Annotated in this window: 16 protein-coding genes; 11 read left to right on the top strand and 5 right to left on the bottom strand. The window is 57.7% G+C overall.

Going from position 1 to position 16,456, the window contains the following annotated elements; all coding sequences use genetic code 11:
- Nucleotides 1–101 precede the first annotated feature (101 nt).
- Nucleotides 102–1,313 carry a tyrosine transporter TyrP gene (gene tyrP, locus WFO70_RS02745; RefSeq protein ID WP_337014559.1) on the top strand — a complete coding sequence of 404 codons (1,212 nt, stop codon included), beginning with the start codon at nt 102–104 and terminating at the stop codon, nt 1,311–1,313.
- Between the two features lie 78 nt (nt 1,314–1,391).
- On the opposite strand, the gene WFO70_RS02740 is transcribed toward tyrP, so the two are convergent.
- The gene (locus WFO70_RS02740) at nt 1,392–2,060 is read right to left on the bottom strand and encodes a YecA/YgfB family protein (RefSeq protein WP_337014558.1); all 669 of its coding nucleotides are present in this window, start codon (nt 2,058–2,060) and stop codon (nt 1,392–1,394) included.
- Nucleotides 2,061–2,489: 429 nt separating this feature from the next.
- Here WFO70_RS02740 and WFO70_RS02735 point away from each other — a divergent pair, with 429 nt between their 5' ends.
- The 5 genes from WFO70_RS02735 (at nt 2,490) to WFO70_RS02715 (ending at nt 7,523) form a co-directional block, all read left to right on the top strand.
- Nucleotides 2,490–3,611, top strand: coding sequence for a branched-chain amino acid ABC transporter substrate-binding protein (locus WFO70_RS02735; protein ID WP_337014557.1), 1,122 nt, complete (start codon nt 2,490–2,492; stop codon nt 3,609–3,611).
- A 100-nt stretch (nt 3,612–3,711) separates the two neighbouring features.
- The gene (locus WFO70_RS02730) at nt 3,712–4,626 is read left to right on the top strand and encodes an ABC transporter permease subunit (RefSeq protein ID WP_059309089.1); all 915 of its coding nucleotides are present in this window, start codon (nt 3,712–3,714) and stop codon (nt 4,624–4,626) included.
- A 10-nt stretch (nt 4,627–4,636) separates the two neighbouring features.
- Nucleotides 4,637–5,938: a high-affinity branched-chain amino acid ABC transporter permease LivM gene (gene livM, locus WFO70_RS02725; protein WP_337014556.1), complete on the top strand. Its 1,302-nt coding sequence runs from the start codon at nt 4,637–4,639 to the stop codon at nt 5,936–5,938.
- Entirely contained in the window at nt 5,935–6,810 is an 876-nt protein-coding gene (locus tag WFO70_RS02720) for an ABC transporter ATP-binding protein (RefSeq protein ID WP_337014555.1), read from the top strand. Before livM ends, WFO70_RS02720 begins: the two co-directional genes overlap by 4 nt.
- Nucleotides 6,807–7,523, top strand: a complete 717-nt coding sequence (locus WFO70_RS02715; RefSeq protein WP_337014554.1) for an ABC transporter ATP-binding protein — start codon at nt 6,807–6,809, stop codon at nt 7,521–7,523. Before WFO70_RS02720 ends, WFO70_RS02715 begins: the two co-directional genes overlap by 4 nt.
- 38 nt (nt 7,524–7,561) lie before the next feature.
- On the opposite strand, the gene WFO70_RS02710 is transcribed toward WFO70_RS02715, so the two are convergent.
- The 4 genes from WFO70_RS02710 to WFO70_RS02695 all read right to left on the bottom strand — a co-directional run bounded on the left by WFO70_RS02710 (nt 7,562) and on the right by WFO70_RS02695 (nt 11,175).
- On the bottom strand, nt 7,562–9,133 hold the full coding sequence (locus WFO70_RS02710) for a phosphoethanolamine transferase (RefSeq protein WP_337014553.1): 1,572 nt from the start codon (nt 9,131–9,133) through the stop codon (nt 7,562–7,564).
- Between the two features lie 284 nt (nt 9,134–9,417).
- The gene (locus tag WFO70_RS02705) at nt 9,418–9,699 is read right to left on the bottom strand and encodes a heavy-metal-associated domain-containing protein (protein ID WP_156264106.1); all 282 of its coding nucleotides are present in this window, start codon (nt 9,697–9,699) and stop codon (nt 9,418–9,420) included.
- Nucleotides 9,696–10,052 (bottom strand): mercuric transporter MerT family protein, encoded by a 357-nt coding sequence (locus tag WFO70_RS02700; protein WP_225758510.1) that lies wholly within the window; start codon nt 10,050–10,052, stop codon nt 9,696–9,698. The genes WFO70_RS02705 and WFO70_RS02700 overlap by 4 nt, the downstream gene beginning before the upstream one ends.
- Complete coding sequence (locus tag WFO70_RS02695) at nt 10,030–11,175, bottom strand: transglutaminase-like domain-containing protein (RefSeq protein WP_337014552.1); 1,146 nt, start codon at nt 11,173–11,175, stop codon at nt 10,030–10,032. Before WFO70_RS02695 ends, WFO70_RS02700 begins: the two co-directional genes overlap by 23 nt.
- Nucleotides 11,176–11,578: 403 nt before the next feature.
- Between WFO70_RS02695 and WFO70_RS02690 the strand changes: the two genes are divergently transcribed.
- Genes WFO70_RS02690 through WFO70_RS02670 form a run of 5 tightly spaced genes read left to right on the top strand, consistent with a single transcriptional unit; the run spans nt 11,579 to nt 16,401 of the window.
- Nucleotides 11,579–12,562, top strand: a complete 984-nt coding sequence (locus tag WFO70_RS02690) for an autoinducer 2 ABC transporter substrate-binding protein (RefSeq protein WP_337014551.1) — start codon at nt 11,579–11,581, stop codon at nt 12,560–12,562.
- A 57-nt stretch (nt 12,563–12,619) separates the two neighbouring features.
- Entirely contained in the window at nt 12,620–14,101 is a 1,482-nt protein-coding gene (locus tag WFO70_RS02685; protein WP_337014550.1) for a sugar ABC transporter ATP-binding protein, read from the top strand.
- Complete coding sequence (locus WFO70_RS02680) at nt 14,094–15,074, top strand: ABC transporter permease (protein WP_337014549.1); 981 nt, start codon at nt 14,094–14,096, stop codon at nt 15,072–15,074. The genes WFO70_RS02685 and WFO70_RS02680 overlap by 8 nt, the downstream gene beginning before the upstream one ends.
- Nucleotides 15,071–16,036, top strand: coding sequence for an ABC transporter permease (locus WFO70_RS02675; protein ID WP_337014548.1), 966 nt, complete (start codon nt 15,071–15,073; stop codon nt 16,034–16,036). The genes WFO70_RS02680 and WFO70_RS02675 overlap by 4 nt, the downstream gene beginning before the upstream one ends.
- 20 nt (nt 16,037–16,056) lie before the next feature.
- Nucleotides 16,057–16,401: a cupin domain-containing protein gene (locus tag WFO70_RS02670; protein WP_337014547.1), complete on the top strand. Its 345-nt coding sequence runs from the start codon at nt 16,057–16,059 to the stop codon at nt 16,399–16,401.
- Nucleotides 16,402–16,456 lie beyond the last annotated feature (55 nt).

The raw sequence follows: 16,456 nt of genomic DNA, 5'->3' as shown, positions 1-16,456 counted from the left end.
TAGCTTTACAGCCTTTGTAACGCCGGTTTGACGAACCTGCGTTTTTCCCTTACCCTGCGCCGCAGATTTTGTCGCGATAGAGCAAGGCCGTAGAGGAAAACGTGAAGAACAGAACGCTGGGAAGTATTTTCATCGTCGCCGGAACGACGATTGGGGCTGGAATGCTGGCGATGCCGCTGGCGGCCGCAGGCGTCGGGTTTGGCGTCACGCTGGTGTTACTGGGCGTACTCTGGGCGCTGATGTGTTACACCGCCCTGCTGCTGCTTGAGGTGTATCAGCACGTTCCCGCCGATACCGGGCTAGGGTCGCTGGCCGGGCGCTATCTTGGACGTTTCGGCCAGTGGATCACCGGCTTCAGCATGATGTTCCTGATGTATGCCCTGACCGCGGCTTATATCAGCGGCGCGGGTGAACTTATCGCCTCCAGCGTCAATGACTGGTTCAATGCCGATATCTCCCCCACCACCGGGGTGATCTTCTTTACCCTGATTGGCGGCGGCGTGGTCTGCGTCGGCACTTCGCTGGTGGATCTGTTCAACCGTTTTCTGTTCTCGGCCAAAATCCTCTTCCTGGTGGTGATGCTGGCGCTGCTGGCACCGCACATTCATAAGGTTAATTTACTGACCCTGCCGCTGGAGAAAGGGCTGGCGCTGTCGGCCATCCCGGTGATTTTTACCTCCTTTGGCTTTCACGGCAGCGTGCCGAGCATCGTCAGCTATATGAATGGCAACGTGCGCAAGCTGCGCTGGATCTTTATCACCGGCAGCGCTATCCCGCTGGTGGCCTATATCTTCTGGCAGCTGGTAACGCTTGGCAGCATCAACTCATCCACCTTTATGGGGATGCTGGCCAGCCATACCGGCCTGAACGGGTTGCTCCAGGCCCTGCGTGAAGTGGTCGCCTCGCCGCATGTGGAGCTGGCGGTACACCTGTTTGCCGACCTCGCTCTGGCGACCTCCTTCCTCGGGGTGGCGCTGGGTCTGTTCGATTATCTGGCCGACCTGTTCCAGCGCAGCCGCACCTTCAGCGGACGTATTCAGACCGGGGCGATCACCTTCCTGCCGCCGCTGGCTTTTGCATTGTTCTATCCGCGTGGGTTTGTGATGGCGCTGGGGTATGCGGGGGTGGCACTGGCGGTACTGGCGCTGCTGCTGCCGTCGCTGCTGGTCTGGCAGAGCCGTAAGCATCATCCTGAAGGTGACTACCGGGTGCCCGGCGGGAAACCGGCGCTGTGTCTGGTCTTCGCCTGCGGGATTGCGATCGTGCTGGTGCAGTTCGGGATTGCGGCGGGGCTATTACCGGAAGTGGGATAAATAAATGCCGGGTGGCGCTGCGCTTACCCGGCCTACGAATATTGTAGGCCCGTGCAAGCGAAGCGCCGCCGGGCGCTGTTAATGCAGACAGCAGTTCTTAAACTTTTTACCGCTGCCGCACGGGCAAGGATCGTTGCGCCCGACTTTGGTGCCGTTGATCACCGGCTGCTGGGCGACCGGCTCCTGCGGGTTGGCAATCCAGTAGTTGTACAGACGCAGCGCCGCCGGGCGAATGTTCTCGATGCTCTGCTGGAACTCCTCTTCGCTGAAGCTATCCAGACGCTCAAAGTTCTCTTCTGAGCCGTGCAGAGCGATCAAATCCAGATCGGCACGCAGGGACTCCGGCAGGGATGACCAGTCGGTCAAGGCCACGCCGCGCATATAGCCGAAGCACCACTCTTCCACCACGGTATAGGTCTCACCCTCGACATCATTCATGCCGAACATAGGTTCAAACTGATCCGGGTAATCGCTCAGGCGCTCGGCGATATCGTTCATGTGCTTGAAGCAGAGATCGATAAAGCGGTTCATCTCACGATCGTTCTTCCAGCGCGGAATGTATTTTTCGCCACCCCACACCGCCACCAGCCAGCGATCCGGCTCAACCACCACCGGGCCAGACAGCACCGCGGTCAGCATCCCGTCGAGCTCCGAGACGTCCATCACGGACTCGCCGTCATGACCGTAGGTCATTAAGGTCTCTTCCAGCCACTCCATTTCGGTTTCGTTTAACGGGCCTTCGGTCATGGGTAAATCTCCTGCAGAATAGAATTGCGTGCAGGGTAACACAGAAACCGCCCTTCACGATTCTATTCCCCTGCGCTTGCCGGGCGCTTTTGTGGTGCAAAAGGGTCCAAATCGTGACCGTTGCACAACTTATGTGCTTTGTTGTTAATGAGATGTGATCCCCGCTGTAATTTCGCTGCGTGGTGCCGGGTGGCTTAAAACGGCGCTCTATACTGAAAATTGTCGAAACACCGGCAATTGGCTGCCGTTCTGGCAACCATTTTGCTTACTGTTGTGCTGAGGGTGAAAACCCTCAGGCAATCTCGCCTGTTTCTGCGGTATGTCGTCCGTTTAGTGCATTACGTTTTGAATACGTTTTGGATTGGGTACGCCTCCGGCGTTCGACTACACAGGGTTGTGCCAAAAACCACTCAGAAAAGGTACATAATAATGTCGCTGAAATTGATCAGAAGTCCTCTCTCTATCGTGCTGGCAGGGTGTCTGGTGACGGCGTTTTCCGCCCAGGCTGATATCGTTATTGGCGTAGCGGGCCCCTTCACCGGACCGAACGCCACCTACGGGGACCAGTACTGGCACGGCGCGACCCAGGCCGCGGAAGACATTAACGCCGCGGGCGGCATTAATGGCGAGAAGATCAAACTGGTGCAGGGCGATGACGCCTGCGAGCCGAAACAGGCCGTCTCGGTCGCTAACCGTCTGGTCGATCAGGATAAGGTCAAAGCCGTGGTCGGTCACTTCTGCTCCTCCTCCACCATGCCAGCCTCCGAGGTCTATAACGACGCTGGCGTACTGGCTATTACCCCCGGCTCCACCAACCCACAGATCACCGAGCGCGGCATGAGCGACATGTTCCGCATGTGCGGTCGCGATGACCAGCAGGGCCAGGTCGCCGCTGATTTCATTATTGATAAGCTGAAAGCCAAACGGGTGGTGATCATTCACGACAAAGACACCTACGGCCAGGGGCTGGCGGATGCCACCAAAGCGGCGCTGGCGAAACGCGACGTGAAGGACGTGATGTATGAAGGCCTGTCTCGCGGTGAAAAAGACTTTAACGCGCTGGTGACCAAAATCGGCGCCCAGAAGCCAGACGTGGTCTTCTTCGGCGGCTGTCACCCGGAAGCGGGGCCGCTGGTGCGCCAGATGCGTGAGCAGGGCGTGCAGGCCAAATTCTTCTCCGGCGACTGCATCGTCAACGAAGAGATGGTCACCGCCGCCGGGGGACCGCAGTACACCAACGGCATCTATATGACCTTCGGCAAAGACCCGCGCCTGATCCCGGAAGGCAAAGCGGTCATCGACAAATTCCGCGCCAGTAAATTCGAGCCGGAAGGCTACACCCTCTACGCCTACGCCTCTATCCAGGCCATTGCAGCGGCCTTTAAAGCCACCGGCGGGGCCGATCCGGCCAAAGCCAGCGAGTGGCTGAAGGCCAATTCGGTGGATACCGTGATGGGCAAAAAATCCTGGGACAGCAAAGGCGACCTGAAAGTCTCTGACTACGTGGTGTATGAGTGGGACGACAAGGGTAAATATAAGGAAGTGCAGTAACGGGACGGAATCACGCTCAACGTCGGTATGGCGACAACCCGACGCACTATAACCATCGGGCCGCCCCGCAACGGGCGGCCTGTAACACGAGCGCGCGATGATGGAAACTTTCTTTCTGCAGCAGTTAATCAATGGCCTGACGCTGGGGTCGGTCTACGGCCTGATCGCCATCGGCTACACCATGGTCTACGGCATTATCGGCATGATTAACTTCGCCCACGGCGAAGTGTATATGATCTCCGCCTATCTCTGCGCCATCGGCCTGGCGCTCCTCTCCTTCTTCGGGCTGGAATCCTTTCCGCTGCTGATCCTCGGCACGCTGGTCTTCACTATCGTGGTGACGGGGGTGTATGGCTGGACCATCGAGCGCATCGCCTATAAACCGCTGCGTAACTCCACGCGCCTGGCACCGCTGATCTCCGCCATCGGCATGTCGCTGATCCTGCAAAACTACGCCCAGATCAGCCAGGGCCCGCGTCAGCAGGGGGTGCCTACCATGCTCGACGGGGTGCTGCGTTTTCATATTGGCGAGGGCTTTGTGCAGATCACCTACACCAAAGTCTTCATTCTGATCGCCTCGTTCACCGGGATGCTGCTGCTCACCTGGATCATCAGCAATACCCGGCTGGGGCGGATGTGTCGCGCCGTGCAGCAGGATCGCAAGATGGCCTCGATTCTCGGCATCAATACCGACCGGATTATCTCCCTGGTGTTCGTGATTGGCGCGGCGATGGCCGGGCTGGCGGGGGTGCTGATCACCATGAACTACGGCACCTTTGATTTTTACGCCGGGTTTATTATCGGGATTAAAGCCTTTACCGCCGCCGTCCTCGGGGGGATCGGCTCCCTGCCCGGCGCGATGCTGGGGGGACTGATCCTCGGCATTGCCGAGGCGCAGTTCTCCGGCATGGTGAACTCCGACTATAAAGACGTGTTCTCCTTTGGATTGCTGGTGGTGATCCTGATCTTCCGTCCTCAGGGACTGCTTGGCCGCCCTGTCGTGGCCAAGGTGTGAGGGAAAAAAGATGACTGCACAAATCGTTTCACAGCCCGTGTCCCACGAGGGCTTTTCCCTTAAACGCTGTCTTCTCGACGCCATTTTTGCCGGCCTGGTGGCGCTGATCGTTTTTGGTCCCATCGCCGGCGTGGTGCTGGACGGCTACAGCTTTAACTTCGAAGGGCGGCGGCTGGCGTGGATCATCGCCACGGTGATGACGGGCCGTTTTTTACTCAGCGCCTTTCTGTCCACCGCGCCGGGCCGACGCGTGATGGCCCGCTTCGACAACGATAACGCCGGGGTTTACGTCCGTCCGCCGGAGTACAAAAGCCGGATGCGCTGGATCCTGCCGCTGATTATCGCCCTGGCGGTCTGTTTTCCGTTCGTCGCCACCAAGTACGTGCTGACGGTGGCGATCCTCGGCCTGATCTACGTCCTGCTCGGCCTCGGGCTGAACATCGTGGTCGGGCTCGCGGGCCTGCTGGACCTTGGCTATGTCGCCTTTTACGCCATTGGCGCTTACGGCCTGGCGCTGGGCTATCAGTATCTGGGACTCGGCTTCTGGACCATGCTGCCGCTGGCGGCGCTGATGGCCGCGGCGGCCGGGGCCTTGCTCGGCTTCCCGGTGCTGCGCATGCACGGCGACTATCTGGCGATTGTGACCCTCGGCTTCGGGGAGATCATCCGCCTGGTGCTGAATAACTGGCTGACCTTCACCGGCGGGCCGAACGGTATCTCCGCCCCGCCCCCGACCTTCTTCGGGCTGGAGTTTGGCCGTCGGGCCAAAGATGGCGGCGTGCCGTTTCACGAGTTCTTCAACCTGACATTTAACCCCAATCTGAAGTTCATCTTCATCTACGCCATCCTGCTGCTGGTGGTGCTGCTGGTGCTGTACATCAAGCACCGCCTGACGCGGATGCCGATAGGCCGCGCCTGGGAGGCGCTGCGCGAGGACGAAATTGCCTGCCGCTCCATGGGCCTTAACCATGTGCTGGTCAAGCTGTCGGCCTTTACCCTCGGGGCCTCTACCGCGGGGATTGCCGGGGTGTTCTTCGCCACCTATCAGGGGTTTGTTAACCCCACCTCGTTCACCTTCTTTGAGTCGGCCCTGATCCTCGCCATCGTGGTGCTGGGCGGGATGGGCTCTACCCTCGGGGTGGTGCTGGCCGCCTTCGTGCTCACCGTGACCCCGGAGCTGCTGCGTACTTTTGCCGAGTACCGGGTGCTGCTGTTTGGCGTGTTAATGGTGGTGATGATGATCTGGCGGCCGCGGGGGCTGATTCGCATCAACCGCAGCGGCTTCGCGGTGCGAAAAGGAGTGGCGCCATGAACGGGACCATCTTAAGCGTGGAACATCTGATGATGCACTTTGGCGGCATCAAGGCGCTCAACGACGTCAATCTCGAGGTACAGCGCGGCTCCATCACGGCGCTTATCGGGCCGAACGGCGCGGGAAAAACCACGGTCTTCAACTGTCTGACCGGATTTTATAAAGCCTCCGGGGGCAATATTCTGTTCAACACCCGGAGCAAGACCACCAACGTGATCCAGATCCTCGGACAGAAGTTCCAGCCGGGGGACTGGATCAACCCGGCGCAGTTCGGTCAGAGGCTGTTCTACAAGATGTTTGGCGGCACCCATCTGGTCAACCGCGCCGGGCTGGCGCGTACCTTCCAGAACATCCGCCTGTTCCGTGAGATGTCGGTGGTGGAAAACCTGCTGGTGGCGCAGCACATGCGGGTGAACCGCAACCTGCTGGCCGGGGTGCTCAATACCCCGGGTTACCGGCGGGCGGAGAGCGACGCCCTCGACCGGGCCTTTTACTGGCTGGAGGTGGTGGATCTGGTGGACTGCGCAAACCGGCTGGCGGGCGAGATGTCCTACGGCCAGCAGCGGCGGCTGGAGATTGCCCGCGCCATGTGTACCGGGCCGGAGATGATCTGTCTTGATGAACCGGCCGCCGGGCTCAATCCGGTGGAAACCCACACCCTGAGTAACATCATCCGTTTTCTGCGCGATCGCCACGAGATCACCGTCCTGCTGATCGAACACGACATGGGGATGGTAATGGAAATTTCGGATCACATCATCGTCCTCGACCACGGGGATGTGATTGCCCAGGGCAAACCGGCGCAGATCCAGCACGATGAAAAAGTGATTGCCGCCTATCTGGGCACCGATGAGAGCGAGGTCAGGGTATGAGTGAGGCAATGCTGGAGTTTCGTCAGGTGGATGTCTACTACGGCGTGATCCAGGCGCTGAAGCAGGTTTCGTTGCAGGTCAATCCCGGGGAAACCGTGGCGCTGATCGGCGCTAACGGGGCGGGCAAGTCGACCCTGCTGATGTCGATTTTCGGCCAGCCCCGGGTGCGCGACGGGCAAATCCTGTTTTGCGGGGAGGACATCAGCCATAAATCGACCCACTACGTCGCCTCGGGCGGCATTGCCCAGGCCCCGGAAGGCCGACGCATCTTCCCGGATATGACCGTGGAAGAGAACCTGCTGATGGGCACCATCCCCATCGGCAACCAGTATGCGGCTCAGGATCTGCAGAGCATGTTTGACCTCTTCCCACGCCTTAAAGAGCGCCGCAAGCAACGGGCGATGACCATGTCCGGCGGCGAGCAGCAGATGCTGGCTATCGCCCGGGCGCTGATGAGTCGGCCCAAGCTGCTGTTGCTTGACGAGCCAAGCCTGGGACTAGCCCCGATTGTGGTGAAGCAGATCTTCCAGACCCTGCGGGAGCTGGCGCGCAACGGGATGACGATTTTCCTCGTGGAGCAGAACGCGCACCATGCCCTGAAGCTGTCGGATCGCGGGTATGTGATGGTCAACGGCCAGATCCGCCTGAGCGGCAGCGGCGAAGAGTTGCTCGGCAATCAGGAGGTCAGAAAAGCCTATCTGGGCGGTGCCTGAGCGGGATCCCGTCGGTCAGGTTGCCCTGACCGGCGACGTCAGTGGAGGTCGTCAGGAAGCTGCGTGTAGTCCACTTTCTGTTGCTTAAAGTTAGTCACCCACAACTTGCCCGCCTCCTGCTCCGAGACAAAGGGGTATTTCGGGGTGAGCTCTTTGGCCTCGATCCCGGTCCAGACCGAGAAGAAATCGAGAAAATCGTTGGCAGAACGCCGGGCTTTAATCAGGCGATGCGTTTGGTCATCGCTCGATACGATCATAAAGGGCACCTGATAGTTTTGCTGGAAAGCATCGCCATGACCCATATATTGCCCCCCGGTCAGTCGGGCTTTATAGGTCAGGCCGTGATCCGAGAAGTAGACCATCGAGAAGCTGTCGCCGGTGTTTTCCAGCTGCTGATAAAGCTGTTTTAACAGGCTGTCAGTCTGGGTGATGCTGTAGAGGTAGCAGGAGGTCTCCTTCGACTGCACAAACTCCGCGTATTTGCCCTGGGTGCGCTCGCAGGCCTGCGGGTGCGAGCCCATCAGATGCAGGACGATCAGCCGCGGTTCGGTGCGGCGGGTAGACAACACCTGCTGGGTCATCTGCAGTAAGGCTTCATCCCGCGGGTTGTTTTCATCTTCGTAATAGCCCTTGCGCAGGAACTGCACCTCATCCGCGCGCCTGGCAATACTGGCGATAGCGGTATCGTTCTCGCCAATCTGGCCCTGGTTGGAGAACCACCAGGTCTGGAACCCGGCGCGGTTCGCCAGGGTGACGAAGTTATTCTGATACTCCGGACTTCCCCCGCTCACCCGGCTCAGGGAGAGACCCAGCGAGGTTTGGGTAGAGGCGCTGGAAGAGACAAAATCGGTAAACAGGGTCCCCTTAACGGAGCTGGCAAAGGGGGTGTTATTCCACTGCCCACCAAAGGCCCCTAAGGCATCCCGCCGCGCGCTTTCCCCGATCACCACCACGTAGTTATGGTAGCGGGGCTTCACCGCCAGCACGGTCCAGTCGTCCTTCATTTTGGCCAGCTCCAGCATGCGCGCTTTTTCCTGCACCACTTCCCGGTTGTTGATGACCACGTCCTTCACAAAGCGGAACACCGGGTAGCCCACATCCAGCAGGGTGAAGTTACCCCAGTAGACCAGGTTTTTCGCCGGGGTAATAAAGAAACAGGCCACGCTGAAGGCCAGACAGAGCATATCCACCCGGCGCCACGGCGTTTTTGGCGTAACTTTACGCCCTATTGCCACCCCGCCTAGCGCCAGAATAACCAGCGACACCAGATAGCTGTGCCACGGGAATATCGTCAGCATCTCAACGGATTCATTGACGTTGGTGGCGTGTAGCGCCAGCAGAGTATTAAAGTTCGGTGCGCCATAGGCCTGCTCAAACGGAAAGTAGATGGCCGCCAGCAGGCTGCACAGGGCAATAAACCCTTTCTGTACGCGAGGCGCGATCCGCCAGAGGACGAACAGGACGCAGCTAAAGGCCACCGAATAGAGCAGGCTAAATGAATATCCCAATGAGAAATTAATCAACACCGACTGCAGGAAATAAAAAGCAGCCCAGGGATTAAGGGTTATATCGCGGATCCAGAGGGTATATTTACTCGCGGTTATATTCATTTTGAGCGTAATCCACAATAAGCCGCAGCGAAATGCGGGCATTAAGGATCAACAAATCGCCGGGAACGGCGATATAGGGATAAAAATGGCGCATTTATGGACAAACTAATCATAAGATAGAGCGCACGGATGGGCAGGTCAACGTTTCGTCACGTAATGTTTATCAAACTGCAGCAATATCATCATAATTTATTAATAATTGTGATGCAGTGCGTCTTTCCCCTTATTTGAGCAAGACGCACAGCCGCCAATAATAATTAAACCATCATGCGTTATGACGATATTTAGGGTTTTTCTATACGGTTCACAGTTGCCGTATAGCCCGTTTTTGCCACCGCCTGTAATAACGTTTCGGTCGGGAAGCCTTCCGGGACAATGACGTCGGTTTGTCGCGTCTTCAGTGACGCTTTGGCTTTTACCACCCCTTCCGTTTCACGCAGGGCCTGGTTAACCGATATCACGCACAGGGAGCAGGTCATGCCCTGCACGTCGAGCACCACTTTTTCATTCGCGGCCTGCGCGCACAGGGGCAGTAACAGACTCGCGGTTATCAGCAGTCGTTTCATTCCATCACCTCATAATACCAGGCCACCACAGTGGGGTAGAACAGCACCAGCAACAGTACCGGCAGCGAGAGCCAGAACAGCAGACGCATTTGCCCCAGCGTCATCCGCCCGGTACACCACGGCCGCGTTGAAAAATAGAGCCGCCAGAAGACCCGCAGCATCAGCCCTGCCGACAGCAGGATCATCGGCACCCGCAGGAACTCAAGCTGGCTGAGCCCGGCAAAACCGGCCGCCGAGATGCCAAACAGCAGATAGAGCAGCGGCCCGACGCAGCACAGCCCGGCGGTGACGGCCGCCGCGGCCGCCGTCAACAGGGTAAGCCCCGCGCCCTTAGCGTTGTTCTGTTGAGACATAGTGATACGTGAACACCTTCGGATCGTAAAAATTGAGCGGGTCGCCGTCCACTTCGGCATAGGGGTAGCCGAAGTTATTCACCGCCCCCTGCTCCGCCGCCGGGTACAGCTCAAAATCGCGCCCGTAGTTAAAGCCCACCCAGTTCATCTCCCAGTTGCCAAACAGGTAGGTATTCACCGCCTGCACATCGGGATCCTGATGGGCTTTTTTCTCTGCCAGCCGCATTTTGGTGACGTCAGCGGGATCGCACGGCAGCCAGCCGTAGCCCGCCAGATAAAACTCCGCCCGGCAGTGCTGCCCGCCGCTGACGTCGGACACGCCCGCGCTGTCGGCCTTGCCGAAGGCGCTGGCGGAGTAACGCTCCAGCTTGTTGGCCTTGCCCAGACGGATGCCAAACAGCTCACGCGCCGGGATGCCGCTGGCGCGCGCCAGGGCGACAAACACCGAGCTGATGTCGGTGCATTTGCCGCTCAGCTTGCCGCTTTGCAGGATGGTCGCCACATCGCCAGTGCCGCAGCCGATCACGTCGTTATCGCGCTCCATATGGCTGCTGACCCATTCGTAGATCAGACGGGCTTTCTTCAACGGATCGGTTTCACCGGCGGTGATTTTTTGCGCCGTCTCGCGCACCAGGCCATCAACCGGGGTATGCGTCGTCGGCAGCAGGTAGGGCTTCACCGCCAGGGGATAGACAATCTGCTCCGGGGCCTGCCAGTGTTTCAGAGCGTCATGTTTCAGCGGCTCCCAGTCTGCCGTTTCGATCTCCAGGTCGAGCTGGAGCAGCAGATCGCCGTCGGATTTCGGCCAGGTCGCGAACAGCGTTTTGGCCCCGTAGGCGTTGTTGGTGGTGATATACGCCTGCTGGTAATTGCCGCTGAACGACAGGCCGGTCATCTGCTGAAAGGCGGTGTCCACCGGCAGCGGGATCCAGAGTTTAACCACGCCGCTGGAGCCCTGCGGCGGTGCCAGCTTATAAGTTTGCGACAGAACAAACCGACGGCGCATTACCGGCGCGGCCAGCGGCGCACCGTTTTGCACCACCGTCTGGCTGGCGACGGCCGGGCCAACTAAGCCTGCGGCAGAAAGAAGAACACTGGATTTAAGAAATTGTCGACGCTGCATGGCTATCTGTCCCTTGAAAATGAATGTTCATCACAGCAGACAGGCGCTGGCGCGTAGTGACAGAGATGATTCATCAATAACAGACCTGTTAACTGTGAATGAAAGAATAAGCGCCGTTATTAGGCGGCATTCTGGCGGCGTTGTACAGGCATGAAGGCAAAAAACCCGTAATAACCGCAACAATTGCAGGGCTGGGGTGCCAAAGTGTCTAAAGAGTGTGCAGCCTGCTCCCCCTCACCCCAGCCCTCTCCCTGAATGGAGAGAAAGCCGATCGTGCCCAGATTTTATTCATCAACACCAGGGTGAATTATTATTCTCACCTACTATTAATTTGAACACGGCTCTTTATAACAACACATCCAGATTGTCCCTTTAATTTTTTACCACCCTACAGAGGTATGAGATGAATAAAATATGCTTAACAAAATTATTGTCCGCGAGCCTGCTCGGGTTGATGGTTTTCTCGACCTCTGCAATGGCGAAAGAAATTGAAGTGGTCAATATTTCAAAGATAGATGGCATGCCCTGGTTTAATCGGATGGGAGAAGGCGTGACGAAAGCGGGCAGCGATCTCGGAATTAAAGCCTCTCAGGTGGGGCCGTCCAGTACCGATGCCCCGCAGCAGGTCAAAATCATTGAGGACCTGATCGCTAAAAAAGTTTCTGCCATCGGTATCGTGCCTAATGACGCCGATGTTCTCGAGCCGGTATTTAAAAAGGCGCGTGAAGCGGGCATCGTGGTTTTAACCAACGAATCTCCGGGGCAACCCAGCGCTAACTGGGATGTAGAAATTATTGATAACCAGAAATTTGCCGCCGACAACGTCGAAGAGATGGCCAAAGCCATGGGCGGTAAAGGGGGTTATGTCATTTATGTCGGCAGCCTGACCGTGCCGCAGCATAACCTGTGGGCCGATTTGTTCGTCAAATATCAGAAAGAGCACTACCCGGAGATGCATGAAGTCACCAACCGCATGCCAGTTGCGGAAAACATCGACGACGCCCGCCGCACCACCATCGATCTGATGAAAGCCCATCCCGACATGAAAGGGATTGTCTCATTTGGTTCTCAGGGCCCTATCGGCGCGGGTCGCGCGGTGAAAGATAAACGGGCGAAAGGCAAAGTCTTTGTCTACGGCATGATGATCCCCTCCCAGGCCGCCTCACTGATTAAAAGCGGCGATATCGCCATGGGCATCACCTACGATCCGGCCTCTGCGGGTTATGCCATCACCGCCATTGCCGACAAAGTCCTGAAAGGAGAAGAGATTTCCCAGGGGCTGGAGATCCCCAATCTCGGCAAGGCTGACGTGGACAGCGAAAAACGCATCATCAAATTCCATAAAGTCCTGCGCGTCACCAAAGAGAATATCGATAGCCTGTATTGATCCCTTGAACCCGCACGCCCTGCCGGGGCGTGCGGCTTGAGCCCCTGAGAGGTAGACATGGAGCCCTTTATTTCACTGGGTAAGATCAGCAAGACCTTCTACGGTGTAAAAGCGCTGGATAACATCAACCTGACGCTGTTACCCGGGGAAGTGCACTGCCTGGCCGGGCAGAACGGCTGCGGCAAATCGACGCTGATAAAAATCATCTCCGGCGTCTATAAACCCGACCCCGGGTTTGAGATCGCCATCGAGGATAAGCCCTACGCGCACCTTTCGCCCATCGACTCCGTCAAAGCGGGCATTCAGGTGATCTACCAGGATCTCTCCTTATTCCCCAATTTAACCGTCGCGGAAAACATCGGTATCCACCAGCACCACCATAATCTGCTGGTTAACAAGCGGGAAATCCGCCGCATCGCCGGGCTGACGATGAAAAGTATCGATGCCAGACTGGACCTGGATGCCAACGTGGACTCCCTGCCCATCGCCCAGCGTCAGATCGTCGCCATCTGCCGGGCGCTGGCGCAGGAAGCCCGGCTGATCATTATGGACGAGCCCACCGCCTCGCTGACCATGCAGGAGGTAAAGGGGCTGCTGCGGGTGATCGGCGACCTGAAAAAAAGGAACATCTGCGTGGTTTTCGTCAGCCACCGGCTGGATGAGGTGCTGGAGATCTCCGACCGGATCAGCGTCCTGAAAAACGGCAGCCTGATCGGTACTTATCCCGCCAGCGACATCAACAATAAGAAACTCGCCTTCCTGATGACCGGCAAAGAGTTCTCATATGCGGTTCTGCCGCCGATTGAGAAAATTGGCGAGGTGGCGCTTAAGGTCACGAACCTCACTAAACATCAGCAGTATAAAGACATCTCTTTCCAGCTCCATCAGGGGGAGATCCTGGCCATTACCGGCCTGCTGGGCGCCGGGCGCACGGAGCTGTGCCTGAGCCTGTTCGGGCTCACAAAACCTGACTCGGGCGAGATACTCCTTGAGGGCAAGGCGGTGCATTTCGCCAGCAACCGGGATGCGGTAAAAGCCGGAATTGGCTACGTCTCTGAAGACCGGATGAGCACCGGTCTGGTGATGGATCAGTCGATCAATGACAATATTATCTCCACCGTACTCTCGCGGCTGAAAACCCCGTTCCGGCTGCTGGACAGGGCAAAATCGGACCGCATCGTTACCGATCTCATCGAACAGCTGAGCATCAAGATTGGCAGCGTGGATCTGCCCGTCAACACCCTCTCCGGCGGCAACGCCCAGCGCGTGGCGATTGCCAAATGGCTGGCCATCAACCCTAAAGTGCTGATCCTCGACTCCCCCACCGTCGGCGTCGACATTGCCAACAAAGCGGGTATCTACCAGATCATCTCCGCCCTGTCGCGCAAGGGGATTGCGGTGCTGATGATCACCGATGAGATCGACGAAGCCTTCTTTAACAGCCACCGGATTTTAGTGATGCGTAAGGGCGAGATCGTCGCCGAACTCCTCCCGGAAAAGACGTCGGAGGCGGCGCTGGCAGAGGTGGTCAATGGTTAAGAAAATCGGGGTGAAAACCCATGAACTGTTCCTCAGTCTGACCATTATCCTGATTGGCGGCTATCTGTCGTATGCCAGCGCCGATTTTCTGACGCTGGGGAATCTCTACGATCTGATCAACAACTACGCCATGTTAACTATCCTCGCCTGCGGCCTGTTCATTGTCCTGATCTCCGGCGGGATCGATATCTCCTTCCCGGCCATGACCATCATCTCCCAGTACGTGATGGTTACCCTGATTCAGGGCACCAGCGGCAACTTCGCCCTGGCCTTTGCGTTGTCGGGCGGGCTGGGTTTACTCCTCGGGCTGGTCAACGCCACGCTGGTGAACCGGCTCAAGGTGCCCTCGATCATCATTACCATTTCAACCCTCAATATTTTTTACGGCCTGCTGCTGTACCTGACCAAAGGGGTCTGGCTGTACAGCTATCCGGCGTGGTTTGAAGAGGGGGTGATGCTGTTTAAATTCACGGCCGCCGACGGCTACGATTATGGCTTAAGCCTGCCGATCATCACCCTGCTGGTGGTGGTGGCGTTAACCGGCTTTATCATGAACAAAACCAGCATTGGCCGGATGATATACGCCATGGGCGGCAACCGCGAAGCGGCATCCCGCATGGGATTTGGCATCTTTAAGATGCAGCTGTTTGTCTACGGCTATATGGGGCTGATGTCCGGCGTGGCCGGTGTGGTTCAGTCGGCGACCGTGTTAACCGTCGCTCCCGACTCCCTGCTGGGCTATGAGCTGACGGTGCTCGCCGCGGTGGTACTGGGCGGAACCAGCATTGTCGGCGGGCGCGGCACCTTACTCGGCACCCTGCTGGGGGTGGTTTTACTGGCCGTGATCCAAAACGGTCTCAATCTGACAGGGGTCTCCTCTTACTGGCATACGGTCGTTACCGGGGTGGTGATCGTCACCAGCATCAGTATGACGGCCTGGAGTCAGCGCAAAGGAGAGGGAGCAGTAGCATGAGCGCCAGAAAAACCCAGGATCGCGTTGAGATTTACCTGAGTCTGTTAATCGCTGTCGTCGTGATCGCGTTTAGCTTCCTCATCCCCTCTGTCTTCTGGTCGTCAGCCAACTTCCAGTCCATCGCCTCGCAGATGCCGATCCTCGGCGTGCTGGCGTTAGCCATGGCGGTGACCATCCTCACCGGCGGGATCAACCTGTCCATTATCGCCACCATGAACGCCTGCGGGCTGGTGATGGCCTGGGTCGCCACCCACTATCCCCCGACGCTGAGCAGTATGCTGCTGGTACTGGCGGCCGGGTTAGCCATGGCGATCGTGATTGGGTCGGTGATTGGCTTTTTAATCGCCGTGGTGCGGGTCTCACCGATTTTAGCGACGCTCGGGATCATGACCCTGCTGAAGGGGATAAATATCCTGATCTCCAAAGGCTCGTCGATCGCGAACTTCCCGGATTACGTGCTGGTTATCAACAGCACCAATCTCCTCGGCATCCCGCTGCCGTTACTGGTGTTTCTGGCCGTGGTGGTCATCCTGTGGGTGATCCTCGAAAAATCCGCCTTCGGGCGCACGATCTACCTGATTGGCTCTAATGAACAGGCGACCCACTACGCCGGGATCAACACCCGGAAGACCCTTATCTGGGTCTATATTCTCTCTTCGGTGTTGTGCGTCATTGCCGCGCTGCTGATGATGTCCAAACTGAACTCGGCCAAGGCCTCTTACGGTGAGTCTTATCTGCTGGTATCAATTCTCGCGGCGGTGCTGGGCGGGGTGAACCCCGATGGCGGCTTCGGCAAAGTCTTTGGCATGGTGATGGCGCTGATCCTGCTGCAGATGCTTGAGAGCGGGCTGAACATTCTTGGGGTGAGTAGCTATATCACCATGGCCCTGTGGGGCGGCCTGCTGCTGGCGTTTATTTTTCTCAAGGGGGCTCAGCTCTCGCGCCTGTTCAACAGGTCCTGATGATCAGCGGAGGCAGTCAAATGGCGTTAAATCTCTTTTCACAGCTGCCCGGGGCGGGCGTTCGTAACGAGGCTGAAATCTTCGACGCGTTGCTTGTAGCGCCGGGGTTAAAAATTGAGCGCATCCTCTCCACCGGTCAAGCCAGTCCGCCTGGCTTCTGGTACTGCCAGACGGAAAACGAATGGGTGGTCGTTCTGCGTGGCTCGGCGGGGGTGAAATTCGAAGCGGAAAATGAGGTCCGAGTGCTGCATGCGGGGGATGCGGTGCATATCCCCGCGCAATGCCGGCACCGGGTGGAGTGGACCGATCCCGATGTACCGACGGTTTGGCTGGCGGTGTTTTATTGTGGGTGTGGTGAAGCATGAGTCTGTAGAATGGGCAATGTATGATTGCTTAATGTCTATATCTCATCCAAGCTTC

It is taken from the genome of Leclercia sp. AS011, from assembly GCF_037152535.1.
In the GTDB taxonomy this organism is placed as follows: domain Bacteria; phylum Pseudomonadota; class Gammaproteobacteria; order Enterobacterales; family Enterobacteriaceae; genus Enterobacter.
The sequence above is the reverse complement of the archived record's forward strand: the minus strand, read 5'-3'. Positions and strand labels throughout refer to the sequence as shown.

Coding starts and splice junctions, on each gene's coding strand:
- livM (WP_337014556.1), top strand. CDS start 4,637: ATGACTGCACAAATCGTTTCACAGCCCGTGTCCCACGAGGGCTTTTCC.
- WFO70_RS02695 (WP_337014552.1), bottom strand. CDS start 11,175: ATGCAGCGTCGACAATTTCTTAAATCCAGTGTTCTTCTTTCTGCCGCA.
- WFO70_RS02680 (WP_337014549.1), top strand. CDS start 14,094: ATGGTTAAGAAAATCGGGGTGAAAACCCATGAACTGTTCCTCAGTCTG.
- WFO70_RS02720 (WP_337014555.1), top strand. CDS start 5,935: ATGAACGGGACCATCTTAAGCGTGGAACATCTGATGATGCACTTTGGC.
- WFO70_RS02710 (WP_337014553.1), bottom strand. CDS start 9,133: ATGAATATAACCGCGAGTAAATATACCCTCTGGATCCGCGATATAACC.
- WFO70_RS02705 (WP_156264106.1), bottom strand. CDS start 9,699: ATGAAACGACTGCTGATAACCGCGAGTCTGTTACTGCCCCTGTGCGCG.
- WFO70_RS02690 (WP_337014551.1), top strand. CDS start 11,579: ATGAATAAAATATGCTTAACAAAATTATTGTCCGCGAGCCTGCTCGGG.
- WFO70_RS02675 (WP_337014548.1), top strand. CDS start 15,071: ATGAGCGCCAGAAAAACCCAGGATCGCGTTGAGATTTACCTGAGTCTG.
- WFO70_RS02700 (WP_225758510.1), bottom strand. CDS start 10,052: ATGTCTCAACAGAACAACGCTAAGGGCGCGGGGCTTACCCTGTTGACG.
- WFO70_RS02735 (WP_337014557.1), top strand. CDS start 2,490: ATGTCGCTGAAATTGATCAGAAGTCCTCTCTCTATCGTGCTGGCAGGG.
- WFO70_RS02740 (WP_337014558.1), bottom strand. CDS start 2,060: ATGACCGAAGGCCCGTTAAACGAAACCGAAATGGAGTGGCTGGAAGAG.
- WFO70_RS02670 (WP_337014547.1), top strand. CDS start 16,057: ATGGCGTTAAATCTCTTTTCACAGCTGCCCGGGGCGGGCGTTCGTAAC.
- WFO70_RS02715 (WP_337014554.1), top strand. CDS start 6,807: ATGAGTGAGGCAATGCTGGAGTTTCGTCAGGTGGATGTCTACTACGGC.
- WFO70_RS02685 (WP_337014550.1), top strand. CDS start 12,620: ATGGAGCCCTTTATTTCACTGGGTAAGATCAGCAAGACCTTCTACGGT.
- WFO70_RS02730 (WP_059309089.1), top strand. CDS start 3,712: ATGGAAACTTTCTTTCTGCAGCAGTTAATCAATGGCCTGACGCTGGGG.